Genomic DNA, 14,621 nt, shown 5'->3' with positions numbered 1-14,621 from the left:
AACTGCCTACCCGACAAGAACCACCGGCGGATGCTCAATCGGCGCCCTACGGCGGCGGTCGACTGACGGGGTCCTGCTCGGTAGGCAGGACAGCGTAGCTCGGCACGCCAGGTCCTACCGGTGCGTTAACTCAGCGGCCGTTGCCGGTGAGGACCTGTGCTGTTTCGTACATGTGTTCCTCGACTGCGCGGGCTGCTCCGGGTGCGTCGCCGATCTTGATCGCCATCACGATGCCTGCGTGCCGGTGTGGACTCATATTGCTCAGGGCCTGGTGCACCCCGGCATACATGACGCTCATGCGGATCGAGCCCTCGAGTGACTTCCAGGAGTGCAACAGGGTCTGGTTGCCGGTGAGGGTGCAGAGCGTCTGGTGGAAGTGCAGGTCAGCTTCGATGCGGTCGTCCAGGGCACCGTCCGCCGACTCCTCCATGCGCTCAATACCGTCCTCCAGCTCGCGCACGATCGCACCCCGATCGCTCTGCTCGGACAGCATCCGGGCAGCCAGTCCCTCCAGGGCCGCTCGTACCTGGAAGATATCGCGGACATCGGAGCTGCCGAGGTGACGGACGGACAACCGTCCCCGCGCTCCAGCGGAGATGAGCCCTTCTTGTTGCAGCTGCCGCATGGCTTCGCGCAACGTGCCCCGGCTGATCTGAAGCTTTTCCGACAGTTCCGTCTCGACCAGATGCGTTCCCGGAGCCAGCTCTCCGGTCGTGATGGCACGCCGCAACGCAGTCAGCGCCAGTTGGCGGAGATTGTTCTTTTCCAGTCCTCCAAGGAGTGATGGTGGTGCTGCCGTCATGATGGGTCCTTCGCCGGTGGTGAATGTCGACATTTATTAGTTGACATTGATCTTACGGATCGACCGGTCTTTCACAGTGGCGGCTTCCGACATCTTTCAGGAAGGATTCGGGCTGGGCTACGCCAGTTCGCTGAGGACTTTCTGAACGATGCGGTCGCGGGACAGACCGTACCGTTCGTGCAGGGTTGGGAGGGCGCCGGCGTCGAGGAACAGGTCAGGCAGCGCGATCGGCACGATTTTGCTGCAGGCACCGTTGCGGACGGCGACGCCGGCAACGGTCTCGAACAGGCCGCCGATCTCGGTGTGGTTCTCCAGTGTCACCACCAGGCGGTCCTTGCCGAGCTCACGAAGCACGGTCTCGTCGTCGAACGGCTTGATGGTGGGGGAGTGGAGCACTGCGACGTCGACGTTGTGGGAGGCAAGGTCCTGGGCGGCCTGCAGCGCCCGCATCGTCATGAGGCCGCTGGAGATGAACAGGACGTCTCTTCCGGGGCGGAGTTCCTTGGCTTTGCCGAGCTCGAACGTGTAATTGTACTCGTCGAGCACGGTCGGGACGTTACCTCGGAGCAGGCGAAGGTACGTCGGTCCGTCGGAGGCGGCGAGCTGGGGAACGGCCTGCTCGATGTCGAGGGAATCGCAGGGGTCCACGATGGTGAGGTTCGGCATGCCGCGGAAAATGGCGATGTCTTCTGTTGCCTGGTGGCTCGGCCCGTATCCGGTAGTCAGCCCGGGAAGCCCGCCGACGATGTTGACGTTGAGATTCGGTTCTGCGATGTCCAGGCACAGGAAGTCATAGGCACGTCGGGCGGCGAACACCGCGTAGGTCGAAGCGAAGGGAACGAGTCCTGCTTCTGCCATCCCTGCGGCGGCTCCGAAGAGGAGCTGCTCGGCCATGCCCATCTGGAAGAACCGGTCAGGGTAGGCCCTCGCGAGGATGTGCATGTCCGTGTATTTGCCGAGGTCCGCGGTCAGACCGACGATCTTGGGGTTGTGCTCCGCTGCCTTGACCAGTGCGTGCCCGAATGGTGCCGGGGCGGTCTTCTGTCCGGGATCGGCGAAGGAGGCGATCATGGCGGAGGTCTTGAGCTTCGGCTTCACGGCGGCCGTGGTGTCGGGGGCCTCGGTGGTGGTGCTGGTGCTGGTGGTGGTGCTCATTGCGCGGCCTTTCCTTCGTCTCCGGCGGTGAGCTGCTCACGGCAGATCTGCCATTCGTGTTCTTCGATGCGCATGAAGTGGGCTTTCTCCCGCTCCTCGAGCAGAGGCACGCCTTTGCCGACCTTCGTGTCGCAGAGGATGACGGAGGGACGTCCGGTGGGGGCGGCTTCGCGGGCAATGTTGTCGAGCGCTTCCAGGAGAGCCGTGGCGTCGTTGCCGTTCACGCGTTGGGTGTGCCAGCCGAAGGCCGCCCACTTGTCAGCGGCAGGTTCGATGCTGAGCACGGTCTTGGTGGCGCCGTCGGCCTGCAGCGCATTCATGTCGACCAAAGCGGTGAGGTTGCCGAGCTGGTGGTGGTGGGCTCCCATGGCCGCTTCCCAGGTTGATCCCTCGTCGAGTTCGCCGTCCGAGAGGAAGTTGAAGATCCTCGACTCGGAGCCCTGCAGCCGCAGTCCCAGTGCCAGGCCGACGGCGACGCCGAGTCCGTGCCCGAGGGACCCGCCGGAGATCTCCATGCCGGGGGTGTAGGAGGCCATGCCGGACATGGGCAGCCGGGAATCATCGGACCCGTAGGTCTCGAGCTCATGGAGGGGGATGATGCCGGCTTCGGCCAGCGCGGCGTAGTGCCCGATGGCGTAGTGGCCGGTGGAGAGCAGGAACCGGTCGCGGCCGGTCCAGTGCGGGTCTGCGGGGCGGAAGCGCAGCTGGTCGGCGTAGACGGCAGCGAACATGTCCGCGGAACCCAGCGCCTGACCGACGTAGCCCTGGCCCTGCACTTCGCCCATGTTGAGTGCGTAGTGGCGGGCCCGGTAGGCGGCCGCCTCGACGGCGGCGACGCGGGCGCTGAAATCGGGGTGGTCGGCGCCGCTCACAGTGGTGTCCGCGGCGGTAGTGCTGGGGCCGTTTGTGGGTCGGGCGCTGGTGGCGGGGCTGGATGTCAGAGTCATGGGTGCTCTTTCTGGTTCCCGGAAGCGGTATCGGTCAGAAGTATCAGGCAGAGGGGTTGTCAGACGTGCTGGGGGAGGGGGACGTTCTTACCGGCTTCCTCGGCGAGCTGTCGTTCCTTCGGTCCCCAGGTCTCTCGGGTCATCAGCGCTGCGACGAGGCCGATGAGGGCGTAGGTGGAGAAGAGCAGTGCCGGGCCGAGCCAGCCGAGCTGGATGTAGAGCAGGGTGGTGATGAAGGGCGTGAAGCCGGACACCATGGCCGAGATCTGGTAGGCGAGCGAAGCTCCGGATGCCCGGGTCTTGGCCTGGAAGAGTTCGGGGAACCATGCTCCCTGAGCGCCGGCCAGTGAGTTCTGGCAGACGGCGTAGGAGATGACGATGGTGATCATCACGCAGATGAACAGGCCGGTGTTGGCGAGCAGGAACATGGGGATGCCGAAGAGGGCGGCGAATGCGCAGGACCACACGTAGAGGGGTCGGCGTCCGATGCGGTCGGTGAGGCGCGCCCATGCCATGGTGGCGAAGATGCCGATGAACGAGGCCACGCAGAGGGACGTCAGGGTTTCGGTCCGTGTCGCCAGCTCCGTCGTGTTCAGGTAGGAGATCATGTAGGTCACGGCGACGGCGTAGCCGGCTGTTTCGGCGACGCGGAGGCAGATGCCACGCACGATGCTGCGCCAGTCCTGGCGAACGACCTGGACGATGGGGTTCCGAACGATGTCGCCCTGTTCCTTGACGTCCTCGAAAACGGGGGACTCAGGCACCTTGGACCGGATAATCAGGCCGACGGCAACGAGCACGATGCTGGCAAGGAACGGTATGCGCCAGGCCCAGTCCCCGATGAGGTTGGCGCTGGCGAGGAAGACGAGGTTCGCCAGGAGGAGTCCGACGGGGAAGCCTGCCTGGACGATGCCGGTGTACTTGCCCTTGGACTTCCAGGGGGCGTGTTCGTAGCTCATGAGGATTGCGCCCCCCCATTCGGCACCGAACGCCAGGCCCTGGATGATGCGGACAATGACCAGAAGGATCGGGGCGAGGATGCCCACGGTCTCGTACGTGGGCAGGAGCCCGATGGCGAAGGTCGCCAGACCCATGATGATCAGGGAGGCCACGAGGACGGGCTTGCGGCCTACCTTGTCCCCGAGGTGGCCACCAATGATGCCTCCAAGCGGGCGGGCAGCGAAGCCGACGCCCAGGGTGGCGAACGAGGCCAGGGTGGCTGTGACCGGATCGGCGCCGGGGAAGAACGCCGGTCCGAAGTAGAGGGCTGCGGCGGTTCCGAAGCCGATGAAGTCGTAGGTTTCGATGACGGCGCCGACGCCTGATCCGACGGCGACTTTGCGGGCATCCTTCGTTCCGTGAACGTGGCCTCGCATCTGGAGAGCTTCGTTGCTCATCGTTATCCTTTACTCAGAAGGGCTTGTCGACTGTTAACACTGCGTTCACACAAGTGTGACCCGCGGCACATTACTTGTCAACAGTTGACAAACGGCGCGTTCGTTGGAGGTTCTCCGGGCGGCTGGGTCGGCGAAGGGGCCACCGCGATGTGTCCATCAGGCCGCGTACCAACTACCCATCGACCGCATGCCACGGAGGGGAAGAGAGCCGGACCTAATGAATGTGGCTTCCGCCGTTGATGTCGATCGTGGTGCCGGTGAGGTAGGAGGAGTCATCAGAGGATAGGAAGGCGATGACTCCGGCGATTTCGTCCGTCGTCGCGGTGCGACCCAGGGGGATGTCCCGGGCGAGGGCCGCTTCCTGTTCTGGGGTGCTGCCGACCCGGATGTTGGTGTCGACGGCCCCTGGGGTGACGGCGTTGACGGTGACGCCGCTATCGGCCAGTTCCCGGGCCAGTGCTTTGGTGAAGCCGAGGATCGCGGCCTTGGCTGCGGAGTAGGGGACCTTGCCGAAGACACCGCCGCCGCGCTGCGCGGAGACGGAGGACATGTTCACGATGCGGCCCCACCCGTTCTCGAGCATGGCAGGCAGGAAGGCCTTTGTCACCAGGTACGTGCCGGTGGCGTTGACGGCCATGACCTTGTTCCACAAGTCGAGGGTGGTCTCGAGGAAGGGGACGGGTGAGGTGATGCCTGCGATGTTCGCCACGGCGCCGACGGGAGGCAGGTTGCCGGCTGAGATGTGGGCTGCGACGGCAGCTCGGGCTGCAGTGACGGAGGGCTCGCTGGTGACGTCGACTGCGTAGCCGAATCCGGGTACACCGAATTCCTTGCTGATCTCCGTGGCGACCTTCGCGGACGTTTCGCCATTGAGGTCCAGGACGACGATGGCCCACCCGTCCTGCGCGTAGCGGCGGGCGGTGGTGATGCCGATTCCGCGGGGAGAGGTCGCTCCGGTGATGACGGCGGTTCGTTGGGCGCTGGGCATGATGCTCCTGTACTGGTCATGGTGCTCTTGCTGGTGCTTGTCGTGGAACGGGTTCAGGTGCTGGATCAGGGGAAGTGCCCGAACGGGCACGGGAGTCATGCCGCGGGGGAGCCGAGGAATTGGGAGATATAGGTTGCGGCCGCCGCCGTCGCCTGTGGACGCTCATCATCGATGACGTCCCGGGTCTCGAGTTCGAGGGAGAAGCGACCGTCGTATCCGGATACCTCCAACGCTCTGAGGCCGGCCTCGAAGTCGACGGTCCCCCTGCCGATGCTGCGATTGATATCACCGGCGACGGCATCCCGGAGGTGTACGTGACGGATCCTCTGCCGGAAGATCTCGACGTACTCGACGGCATCTGCACCCGAGGCCTCGAGGTGACTGAAATCCATGACAAGACCCACGGTCCCGGGTAGGTGCGCCAGAAGATCGACGGTCCGATCCAGGTCCCAGCACAGGCGGTAGAAGTGCGGTGCTTCCACCCATATCTCTACTCCGACAGCTGCAGCACGTCGTGAAGCCTCCTCGAGCGCGTCTGCCATACGCACCATGTCTCTCCTGAGGGTGTCAACCGGTTCTCGAGACTGGGCTCCGCAGGGAAGGACCAGGGCAGGCGCATCGACGTTCACGGCCAGCCCCAGCAGCAGGTCGAGATGTTCCTCGCGTCGTGTGGCGGCTCCGGGGTCGAGGACCATTGTGAGATCGCCGATGTCCGCGTTGATCGACGAGACATCCATCCCAGCGGACCGAATGGTGGAGCTGACACCCTCCACCGCCTCGGCGTTCAGAACGAAGGGCACGTGATCGCAAACGCCTGGGAGAGCACCCAGATCCAGCGTGGAGAAACCAAGCCTCCTCATGGTGCTGAGGGCAACCGGAAGGCTCAGGTGTCGAAAACTGATGGACGAGCACACAAGTCGGGGGTGGAACATCATCATTGACCTCACACTGACGGACGTGACCAGAAGCACACTACTGAGGTGCGGTGTTAACAGTCAACTGTGGACCGATGGACTCGGGGCTCGACGCGCGGATCAACGTCATCGGGCTTAGTGGCTCGCCCGCAGATGGACGCCTCTGCACTCGTATCTCGGGCCATGCCCAGCCACAGGCGGATGACTCGTCCTGCAGTGGAAGACAGCCCTCCTCAGGCTCCAGCCGATCGCCGAGAACCGAACGCCACGTCACCAGAAGTTGACGAACCGCGTGAGCCGAGCTGGCCTCGGATCGACATGACGACCGTGTCGTTGCATGCCTTGGGGAAGCCCTCCTCGACCAGAGCGACGAAGCAGGCCTCGTGCCATGGTCCGCACCGTCGGACCGGACTGAGTGTGAACTGATGCGCGGACGGGCGGACGGTGCGGCCGTCGGTCACCCGGCGCCGCCGACGCGCACAGGACGGCAGGCAGTCGATCGGGGAGTCAGGTGCGTGCAGAATCAGCCCGGCAGGCACTCGGGTGACTGATCCGGAGGCCGGGAATTCGGCGGGGGTGGCATGTGGATCCACGGGAGCGGAGGCCAGGGCGATACCCCGCGGAGACGAACGAGGTGCGGAGGTCAGAGGCGGTGCGTCGGTGGGACTGCGCTCAGGGGCGGTGCGCCCCCGCCGGGCCGGAGCCGGCGTCGTCGTTGCCCTCGCCGTCGTGCTTGCCGTCGTCGGTGGGGGAGTCCTTGCCGGCGTCTCCGGTCTTGCCTTCGCGGGCTTTCTCCTGCTGCTCGCGGAGGCGCCGTTCCTTCTCGCGCGCCTGCTGGCGGCGCTGGGTCTCGAGGTTCTGGAGGAAGGCGGGGTCGTCGTCGGGCGCGGTCGGTTTGCGGGGAGCGGGGCGCCGCGGTCCGGACGGGCCCTCGTTGCGCGGACGGCCGAGCAGGAACCACATTCCCGCGCCGATGAGGGGCAGAACCAGGATGGTCACGAACCATGCGGTCTTCGAGATACTCCGCACATCGTGTTTCCTGCTCATGACGCAATCGATGAGTGCGTAGATGATGACGGCGACCCCCAGGATCGCGGCGAAGAGCAGGAGGCGGGGCATGCGCCAAGTGTAGGCGAGTAAACTTGAAGCGTGGCCTTCCTCAAATTCACTGCACTGCGCCTGCTGTTGATCGTCGTGTTCTACGTGGCGTGCGTGCTGCTGGGGATCGGGCTCTTCGTGTCCGCGGTGCTCGCCGCGATCCTCGCCTGGTGCATCACGTACCTCTTCGCCCGCACGCTGCGCGACGACGCCGCGGCCACCCTGCAGCGTCGCTTCACCCCCGGCGCACCTCCCGTCCGGTCGGCCGTGGAGCTCGACGACGCCGCCGCCGAGGACGCCCTCGACCCGAACATGCCGGTCAACGCGGACCGCAAGCCCCGCGACCCGTCCGCCTGACGGGCCGTCCTACGACGTCGGCGCAAGGCGTCAGGCGATCTGCCTGCTGATGACGATGCCCGCCGCGAACAGCACGCTGAACGCCAGGTTGATCAGACCGGTCTGCTTCAGCACCGGGATCAGGCTCTTGCGCTTCTTGCCCTTCAGCATCAGCCAGCTCGGCATGAGGCAGGCGGGGATGAGCAGCAGCACCACCAGCACCCACGGGTACTCGTTGCTCAGGAAGAGCGGCAGCAGCACGGCCGCCGCGAGCATCATGACGTACGTGACGCGGGCGGCGGGGTCGCCGAGGCGCACCGCGAGCGTCCTCTTGCCCACCGCGCGGTCCGTCGGGATGTCGCGCACGTTGTTGGCCATGAGCAGGGCCGTCGCGATGAGGCCCGTGGAGATGGCTCCCACCCAGGCGGCGGCACTCACCGCGTTGGCCTGCGTGAAGGTGGTGCCGAGGGTCGCGATGAGTCCGAAGAACACGAACACGAAGACGTCGCCGAGGCCGCGGTACCCGTAGGGGTTCTTGCCGCCGGTGTACCCCCAGGCTGCGGCGATGCAGCCCACGCCCACGAGGATCAGCACCAGGGACTGCGCGAGGATCACGAGGGCCAGACCCGCGAGCATCGCGAGGCCGAAGCACGCGAACGCGGCTGCCTTGACCTGACCGGGTTTCGCGGCCCCCGAGCCGGTGAGCCGCAGGGGGCCCACGCGCTCGTCGTCCGTGCCGCGGATGCCGTCCGAGTAGTCGTTCGCGTAGTTCACGCCGACCTGCAGCAGCACGGAGACGAGCGCCGCGAGAACGGCGTTGAGCGGCTTGAACGATCCGAGCCCGAAGGCAGCTGCACTTCCGATGATCACGGGCGCGAAGGCCATGGGAAGCGTGCGGGGGCGGGCTCCTTCGAGCCACTGAGCGGCAGTCGCCACGGATGTTCCTTCTGGTCGGGTGGAGCGGACGCGGTCAGGCGCGTTCGAGGAGCGAGAGGATGGTGCGGCGGTCCGGTTTGCCGCCGGGCAGCAGCGGGAACGCGTCGAGCGTCACGATCGCCTTGGGCACGGCGTGCGCTCCCAGTTCGACGTGCACGGCCTGGCGGATGACCTCGGCCTCGACGTCACCCACGACGGCGGCCGCCACGGCGGTGCCCCACTCGTCGCTGCTGATCCCCAGCACCATCGCCTGCTCGACGCCGGCGAGCTGCTCGATCACGGCGGTCACCGTGGCGGCGGAGACCTTGAGCGCCCCGGTGATGATGACGTCGTCCAGCCTCCCGTGCACGGTGACCGTGCCGTCGTCGCCGACCTCCCCGGCGTCGTCGGTGGTGAACCAGCGCTGCCCCGACGTGAACACGAACTTCTCACGCGTCAGCTCCGGCGCCCCCAGGTACCCGTCCGCGAGGACGGAACCGCCGATGGACAGCCGCCCGTCCTCGGAGCGGAGATCCACGCCGTCGAGCGGAACGCCGTCGTACACGCACCCGCCGCAGGTCTCGCTCATGCCGTACGTCTCGACGATCTTCAGGTCGTGGCTGCGTGCCAGGGCGCGGAGCGGCGCCCCTGCGGGAGCGCCACCGAGGAGGATCGCGTCGAAGCGGCGAAGGAGGCGCAGCGTCTCGGGCGAGGGGTCCACGAGCAGGCGGTGCAGCTGCGTGGGGACGAGGGACGTGAAGCGGACCCGATCGGTCAGTTCGGCCGCGGCGTCGGTGAACGCAGCGGGCGTGAAGCCTGCGGAGGTGTCCATCACCCAGGGCTGCGTGCCCGCGAAGAGGGAGCGCACGAGCACCTGGAAACCGGCGACGTAGTGGACCGGCAGGGTGAGGAGCCACTGACCCTCGGCCTTGAGCGCGAACGCGGTGCCCATGGCCGAGGCGGCGAGGGCGTCCACGCTCAGCATGGTGCGCTTCGGCGTGCCCGTGGAACCCGACGTGCTGATCACCGCCGCGATCTCGTCATTGGGGAGGGTCTCGGCGAAGGTCGCGGCGGCATCGGCGTGGGGCGCGACGGCTGGGCCCTCACCGGCCAGCGCGGCGGCGAGGGGCTTCAGCAGTCCGAGGGGGTCGAAGCCTTCGGGGGTGTGGACGGGCAGCAGTTCCACGCCGCTCCTAGAAGTAGTAGGGGAACGAGGACCAGTCGGGAGCGCGTTTCTCCAGGAACGCCTCCTTGCCCTCCACCGCCTCGTCCGTCATGTAGGCCATGCGGGTGGCCTCACCGGCGAACACCTGCTGGCCCGCCAGGCCGTCGTCGGCCAGGTTGAAGGCGAATTTCAGCATGCGGAGGGCCTGGGGGCTCTGACGTGCGATGTCCGCGGCATAGGCGAGGGCCGTGGTCTCGAGCTCGGCGTGGTCCACCGCCTCGTTCACGGCGCCCATCTCCACCATCTCCCGGGCGGAGTACTCCCGCGCGAGGAAGAAGATCTCCCGCGCCTTCTTCTGGCCGATCTGGCGCGCGAGGAGCGCCGATCCGTAGCCGGCGTCGAAGCTGCCCACGGTCGCGTCCGTCTGCTTGAAGCGCCCGTGCTGCGCCGAGGCGATGGTCAGGTCGGCCACCACGTGGAGGCTGTGGCCACCCCCGGCCGCCCACCCGTTGACGACGGCGATGACGACCTTCGGCATGGTGCGCATCAGCCGCTGCACCTCGAGGATGTGCAGGCGCCCGGCACGGGCGGGGTCGATCGACTCCCGGGTCTCGCCCTCGGCGTACCGGTAGCCGTCACGGCCCCGGATGCGCTGGTCCCCTCCCGAGCAGAAGGCGTGTCCGCCGTCGCGCGGGCTGGGGCCGTTGCCGGTCAGCAGCACGGTGGCGACGTCGGGGGTCATCCGGGCGTGATCCATGGCCCGGTACAGCTCGTCCACGGTGCGGGGCCGGAAGGCGTTGCGCACCTCCGGGCGGTCGAAGGCGATCCGCACGGTCGGCAGATCGCGGAGGACGGCGCCGTCGGGGTCGCGCTCCACCTCGCGGTGGTAGGTCAGGTCCGTGAAGTCCTCGAAGCCCGTCACCACGCGCCAGCGGGTGGGATCGAAGAGGTCGGATACCTGGGCCGGGAGCTCGGAAGTCACCCGTCGAGTGTAGCCGCGCACGCCGGAGCGGAGAGGGCCGGCGGGTCGGGCGACGATTGCTACGCTGCCGCCATGAGTGCTTCCCCCGGCCCCGCCGCCGCGACCGCAGCCCCCGTCGACTGGGACGGGGCCGTGAACGCCCGTGACCTCGGCGGGACGGGCGACGACGAAGGCCGCGTCCAGCCGGGGCGGCTGTACCGCATGGGCCGGCACGAGTGGGTCACGGCCGCCGGCTGGCAGCAGGCGTGGGACGACGGCGTGCGAACCGTCATCGACCTCCGGAACGGCTTCGAGCTCGGTCGCAGGCCCGAGGACCCCCCGGTGCCGCAGGCGGTGCTGGACCGTTTCAGCCACGTCAACCTGCCCACCGAGGACCAGTCGGACGAGGAGTTCATGGCCCTCTGCGGCCCCTACCTCAGCACACCGAAGTACTACCGGACGAACCTCGAACGCTGGCCCGAGCGCTTCGCGGGCATCGCCCGCGCGGTGGCCGGCGCGCCCGCGGGTGGCGTGGTGGTGCACTGTGCGGCCGGCCGGGACCGCACGGGCATGGTCATGGCCCTGCTGCTCAGCGCGGCCGGCATCCCGGACGCCGCGATCTCCGCGGACTACGCCCAGGCCGTGACGGCGATCAACGCGCGCTACCGCTCGCAGGAGACGCCGCACGAACCGCCGAAGACGGACGAGGAACTCGCTGCGACGCTCCTCGACGCCCAGGGTCACCTCGAGGAGTTGCTCCGCACCCTCGACGCCCGGCAGTTCCTGCTGGACGCCGGGCTCACGCAGGCGGAGCTTGACGCGCTGACAGCGCGCCTGACCGAACCGGGGTGGACGACGCCCTAGCGCTGGAGCTGGGCGTCGCCCTAGCGCTGGAGCTGGGCCAGGTTCACGGCGCTGCGGACGGCGGGGAAGTAGCCGGACCGGTAGCCCTCGGCGGTCGGGTGCAGGTTGTCCTCCGCTCCCAGCGTGAAGGTGATCCACGGGTCGGGGGAACCGAGCCCGTGACCGTCGAACTTCCGCACGAGGTCCACATAGGTGAAACCGTTCGCCTCGGCCTGGTGTCGGATCACGGCGTTCACCGCGTCGATGCCGGCGTTGAAGGCCGTCTGCGAGGCCACGGGGATGAACGGTGTGCCGAATTCGGGGGAGAAGAGGTGCGGGTACCCGGTGACCACGACCTCCGCCCGGGGTGCGGCCGCGGCGATCGAATCGTAGAGGGCGTCGAGATTCTGCCCGAGGACGGGGAGCGCAGTGGCCTTCTGCCCGGCGATGACCTGCTCGCACACGGCGGTGGACCGCTCGATACATGCTCCGGCGATCAGGCCGAAACCGGCGTCGTTCCCTCCCGCCGAGATGGTCACGAGGTCGGTCCGTGCCGACAGGGCGCCGACGGCGCTGGCCTGCGCCACCTGCTCGGGGAGGTCGATGGCGCCCTTCTCCTCCGTGGCGACCTTCGCACCCGCGCAGGTGACGTCCGCGACGAGCTGCACCTGCTTCTTCGAGTCGAGGATGCCGGGCAGGCCGAGGGGTGACTGGCCGCAGGCGTTCACGTACTGGCCCGCCCCGAACCCGGAGGCGTAGGAGTCACCGAGCGCCACGTAGGAGAGGGGGGCGTTGGGAGCAGCCACGGCGGGTGCTGCCGCTCCGCCGAGCAGTGCCGCCGCTGCCGCCGCGGTGACGACGGCGAGGCGGAGGGCGGGGGAACGCTTCGACGGATTCATGGGCCAACCGTACTCGTGGGCGCCGGCTTGTCCAGCAGGAGATTGGTGATGCGGAGCGTGCACAGCCGACGGCCGTCCTCGGAGGTGATGAGCACCTCGTGCGTGGTGAGCGTCCGGCCGAGATGCAGCGGTGTCGCCGTGATGGTGATGACCCCGTCCCGCGCGCTCCTGTGATGGGTCGCCGAGACGTCGACCCCCACGGCGGTCCTGCCGAGAGTGGACGCATGGATCACCGCGGCCCAGGACCCCACGGCTTCCCCGACGGCGAGGGAGGCGCCGCCGTGGAGCAGCCCGAACGACTGCCGGTTGCCCTCCACCGGCATGGTGGCGACGACCCGCTCGACGGACTGCTCGAGGATTTTCACGCCCATCTTCTCGTCGAGCTCGCCGAGGGTGATGGTCCAGGGGATCGGCTGGTCGGCGGTCATGGCGCTTGCTCCTCGTATCGTCGCACCGCTGGGGTGCGTGGGTCCCTGGGTTCGGGCCGGAAGGTGGTTCTCGGGCGTATCCAGGTCACTCTAGCGGCGGCGTCCACCCCTCCGACGACGGCGTGGAAGATAACGATTCGATCACGGCGGTCGAGGGCTACGAGCCCCTGACATGGGGCGATGCAGAGATGAGGTCTCCCTGGCGATGGCGTGGAAGCGCTCCCACTTGACAGTGGCGCGCGTCACAGTGACTCTGGTTCGACGGCGTGAGAGCGCTCCCACCGAACAGATCATTCGAAGGGTCTGCTCTCGTCCGTATCCCGTTCAGCGGTGGCCCGCCGCGCCCTCCGGCGTCCGTGCCGCCCTCATTTTCCCGGTTCCACACCCGTTCGTCCGGCGATGGTCACCCTCTGCGGTGGCTCCGGAACCTTCACCCGCCCCACACGGTGGCGGGCACCCAGCTGACAAAGGAGTCATCGTGCAGAAATCAGCACGTATCACAGCACTTTCCGCCGCGGCCGCCTGCCTGGCGCTGACCCTCTCCGCCTGCGGATCCGGCGGATCGGACAATGCCGGCGTCGAAGGCGAGACCGGCACCGCGGACGTCACCCTGTCCGTCGGAACGTTCAACGAGTTCGGCTACGAGGACCTCTTCACCGAATACGAGGAGCTCAACCCCAACGTCACCATCGAGCACAAGAAGGCCGCGACTTCCAACGAGGCCCGCGACAACCTCACCACGAGGCTCGCTGCCGGCTCCGGCCTGTCGGACATCGAGGGCATCGAGGTCGACTGGCTGCCCGAGCTGCTCGAGTACCCTGATCAGTTCGCCGACCTGACCGACCCCGCCGTCGAGGGCCGGTGGCTGGATTTCAAGACCGCCGCCGCCACCACCGAGGACGGCTCCCTCATCGGTTACGGCACCGACGCGGGGCCCCAGGGCGTCTGCTACCGGGCGGACCTCTTCGAGAAGGCAGGGCTTCCCAGCGACCGCGAAGCCGTCGCGGACATGCTCGAGGGCGATTGGCAGAACTACTTCGACCAGGGCAAGGAATTCGTCGCTGCCAGCGACGGAGTGGCCTGGTTCGACTCCGCGGGAGCCACGTACCAGGGCATGATCAACCAGGTCCAGAACGCCTATGAGGAGGACGACGGCACCGTCATGGCGACGGACAACCCCGAGGTCAAGGACATCTACGAGCAGGTCCTGCAGGCCTCCGTCGAGGACGGACTCTCCGCACACCTCACGCAGTGGGAGGACGACTGGGTAGCGAGCTTCCAGTCCGACGCGTTCGCGACGAAGCTCTGCCCGGGCTGGATGCTCGGCGTCATCGAGGGCAACGCCGAAGGCGTCGAGGGCTGGGACATCGCTGATGTCTTCCCCGGCGGCGGCGGCAACTGGGGCGGGTCCTACCTGACCGTTCCTACTCAGGGTGAGAACCAGGCCGAGGCCAAGAAGCTGGCCGAGTGGCTCACGGCCCCCGAGCAGCAGATCAAGGCCTTCGAGTCCAAGGGCACCTTCCCGAGCCAGGTCGAGGCGCTGGACAGCGACGTACTGCAGGGTCAGACGAACGCGTTCTTCAACGACGCGCCGACCGGTGAGATCCTCGCCAACCGGGCCAACGCCATCGAGGTCACCCCGTTCAAGGGCCCCAAGTACTTCGCGATCAATGACGCGATGCAGCAGGCCCTGACCCGTGTCGACGTCGACCAGACCGATGATCCCGACTCCTCCTGGGAGAAGTTCGTCACCGCAGTAGGCGCTCTGTAGCC

15 protein-coding genes are annotated in these 14,621 nt (G+C 67.4%); 3 read left to right on the top strand and 12 right to left on the bottom strand.

What is annotated here, in order from left to right; all coding sequences use genetic code 11:
- Positions 1-130 precede the first annotated feature (130 nt).
- The 7 genes from AC4D16_RS06875 to AC4D16_RS06845 all read right to left on the bottom strand — a co-directional run bounded on the left by AC4D16_RS06875 (position 131) and on the right by AC4D16_RS06845 (position 7,322).
- Positions 131-802, bottom strand: coding sequence for a GntR family transcriptional regulator (locus AC4D16_RS06875; protein WP_490948759.1), 672 nt, complete (start codon positions 800-802; stop codon positions 131-133).
- 117 nt (positions 803-919) lie between these two features.
- Positions 920-1,957, bottom strand: coding sequence for a transketolase family protein (locus AC4D16_RS06870; protein ID WP_490954393.1), 1,038 nt, complete (start codon positions 1,955-1,957; stop codon positions 920-922).
- The gene (locus tag AC4D16_RS06865) at positions 1,954-2,904 is read right to left on the bottom strand and encodes a transketolase (protein ID WP_490948132.1); all 951 of its coding nucleotides are present in this window, start codon (positions 2,902-2,904) and stop codon (positions 1,954-1,956) included. The genes AC4D16_RS06870 and AC4D16_RS06865 overlap by 4 nt, the downstream gene beginning before the upstream one ends.
- A gap of 59 nt (positions 2,905-2,963) precedes the next feature.
- Complete coding sequence (locus AC4D16_RS06860) at positions 2,964-4,301, bottom strand: MFS transporter (RefSeq protein ID WP_490948133.1); 1,338 nt, start codon at positions 4,299-4,301, stop codon at positions 2,964-2,966.
- Positions 4,302-4,515: 214 nt separating this feature from the next.
- Entirely contained in the window at positions 4,516-5,289 is a 774-nt protein-coding gene (locus AC4D16_RS06855; RefSeq protein ID WP_490948760.1) for an SDR family NAD(P)-dependent oxidoreductase, read from the bottom strand.
- Positions 5,290-5,384: 95 nt separating this feature from the next.
- Positions 5,385-6,221, bottom strand: a complete 837-nt coding sequence (locus AC4D16_RS06850) for a sugar phosphate isomerase/epimerase family protein (protein WP_490954686.1) — start codon at positions 6,219-6,221, stop codon at positions 5,385-5,387.
- Between the two features lie 654 nt (positions 6,222-6,875).
- Positions 6,876-7,322: a PLD nuclease N-terminal domain-containing protein gene (locus tag AC4D16_RS06845; RefSeq protein WP_490948135.1), complete on the bottom strand. Its 447-nt coding sequence runs from the start codon at positions 7,320-7,322 to the stop codon at positions 6,876-6,878.
- 30 nt (positions 7,323-7,352) lie between these two features.
- Between AC4D16_RS06845 and AC4D16_RS06840 the strand changes: the two genes are divergently transcribed.
- Entirely contained in the window at positions 7,353-7,658 is a 306-nt protein-coding gene (locus AC4D16_RS06840) for a DUF4229 domain-containing protein (protein ID WP_490954392.1), read from the top strand.
- A gap of 30 nt (positions 7,659-7,688) precedes the next feature.
- Here the strand turns inward: AC4D16_RS06840 and AC4D16_RS06835 are convergent, their stop codons facing one another.
- From AC4D16_RS06835 to AC4D16_RS06825, 3 genes are read right to left on the bottom strand one after another with little or no spacing between them, the layout of a single operon-like run.
- On the bottom strand, positions 7,689-8,573 hold the full coding sequence (locus AC4D16_RS06835; RefSeq protein WP_490948137.1) for a 1,4-dihydroxy-2-naphthoate polyprenyltransferase: 885 nt from the start codon (positions 8,571-8,573) through the stop codon (positions 7,689-7,691).
- Positions 8,574-8,607: 34 nt separating this feature from the next.
- Positions 8,608-9,738, bottom strand: coding sequence for an AMP-binding protein (locus tag AC4D16_RS06830; protein WP_490954391.1), 1,131 nt, complete (start codon positions 9,736-9,738; stop codon positions 8,608-8,610).
- A gap of 7 nt (positions 9,739-9,745) precedes the next feature.
- Positions 9,746-10,699: a 1,4-dihydroxy-2-naphthoyl-CoA synthase gene (locus tag AC4D16_RS06825; RefSeq protein ID WP_490948139.1), complete on the bottom strand. Its 954-nt coding sequence runs from the start codon at positions 10,697-10,699 to the stop codon at positions 9,746-9,748.
- Between the two features lie 72 nt (positions 10,700-10,771).
- On the opposite strand from AC4D16_RS06825, the gene AC4D16_RS06820 reads away from it, so the two are divergent.
- A complete protein-coding gene (locus AC4D16_RS06820; RefSeq protein WP_490948140.1) occupies positions 10,772-11,542 on the top strand; it encodes a tyrosine-protein phosphatase in 771 nt (256 codons plus the stop codon).
- Between the two features lie 20 nt (positions 11,543-11,562).
- Here the strand turns inward: AC4D16_RS06820 and AC4D16_RS06815 are convergent, their stop codons facing one another.
- Complete coding sequence (locus AC4D16_RS06815) at positions 11,563-12,420, bottom strand: SGNH/GDSL hydrolase family protein (protein ID WP_490954390.1); 858 nt, start codon at positions 12,418-12,420, stop codon at positions 11,563-11,565.
- Positions 12,417-12,848, bottom strand: a complete 432-nt coding sequence (locus AC4D16_RS06810) for a PaaI family thioesterase (protein WP_490948142.1) — start codon at positions 12,846-12,848, stop codon at positions 12,417-12,419. Before AC4D16_RS06810 ends, AC4D16_RS06815 begins: the two co-directional genes overlap by 4 nt.
- A 478-nt stretch (positions 12,849-13,326) precedes the next feature.
- Here AC4D16_RS06810 and AC4D16_RS06805 point away from each other — a divergent pair, with 478 nt between their 5' ends.
- Positions 13,327-14,619, top strand: a complete 1,293-nt coding sequence (locus AC4D16_RS06805; protein ID WP_490948143.1) for an ABC transporter substrate-binding protein — start codon at positions 13,327-13,329, stop codon at positions 14,617-14,619.
- The last annotated feature ends 2 nt before the right edge of the window (positions 14,620-14,621 follow it).

The organism is Arthrobacter sp. TJ-236, from assembly GCF_058269235.1.
Note: the sequence above shows the minus strand (reverse complement) of the source record. Positions and strands in the feature narration are given on the sequence as shown.

Coding starts and splice junctions, on each gene's coding strand:
- AC4D16_RS06815 (WP_490954390.1), bottom strand. CDS start 12,420: ATGAATCCGTCGAAGCGTTCCCCCGCCCTCCGCCTCGCCGTCGTCACC.
- AC4D16_RS06810 (WP_490948142.1), bottom strand. CDS start 12,848: ATGACCGCCGACCAGCCGATCCCCTGGACCATCACCCTCGGCGAGCTC.
- AC4D16_RS06870 (WP_490954393.1), bottom strand. CDS start 1,957: ATGAGCACCACCACCAGCACCAGCACCACCACCGAGGCCCCCGACACC.
- AC4D16_RS06855 (WP_490948760.1), bottom strand. CDS start 5,289: ATGCCCAGCGCCCAACGAACCGCCGTCATCACCGGAGCGACCTCTCCC.
- AC4D16_RS06865 (WP_490948132.1), bottom strand. CDS start 2,904: ATGACTCTGACATCCAGCCCCGCCACCAGCGCCCGACCCACAAACGGC.
- AC4D16_RS06875 (WP_490948759.1), bottom strand. CDS start 802: ATGACGGCAGCACCACCATCACTCCTTGGAGGACTGGAAAAGAACAAT.
- AC4D16_RS06850 (WP_490954686.1), bottom strand. CDS start 6,221: ATGTTCCACCCCCGACTTGTGTGCTCGTCCATCAGTTTTCGACACCTG.
- AC4D16_RS06845 (WP_490948135.1), bottom strand. CDS start 7,322: ATGCCCCGCCTCCTGCTCTTCGCCGCGATCCTGGGGGTCGCCGTCATC.
- AC4D16_RS06860 (WP_490948133.1), bottom strand. CDS start 4,301: ATGAGCAACGAAGCTCTCCAGATGCGAGGCCACGTTCACGGAACGAAG.
- AC4D16_RS06820 (WP_490948140.1), top strand. CDS start 10,772: ATGAGTGCTTCCCCCGGCCCCGCCGCCGCGACCGCAGCCCCCGTCGAC.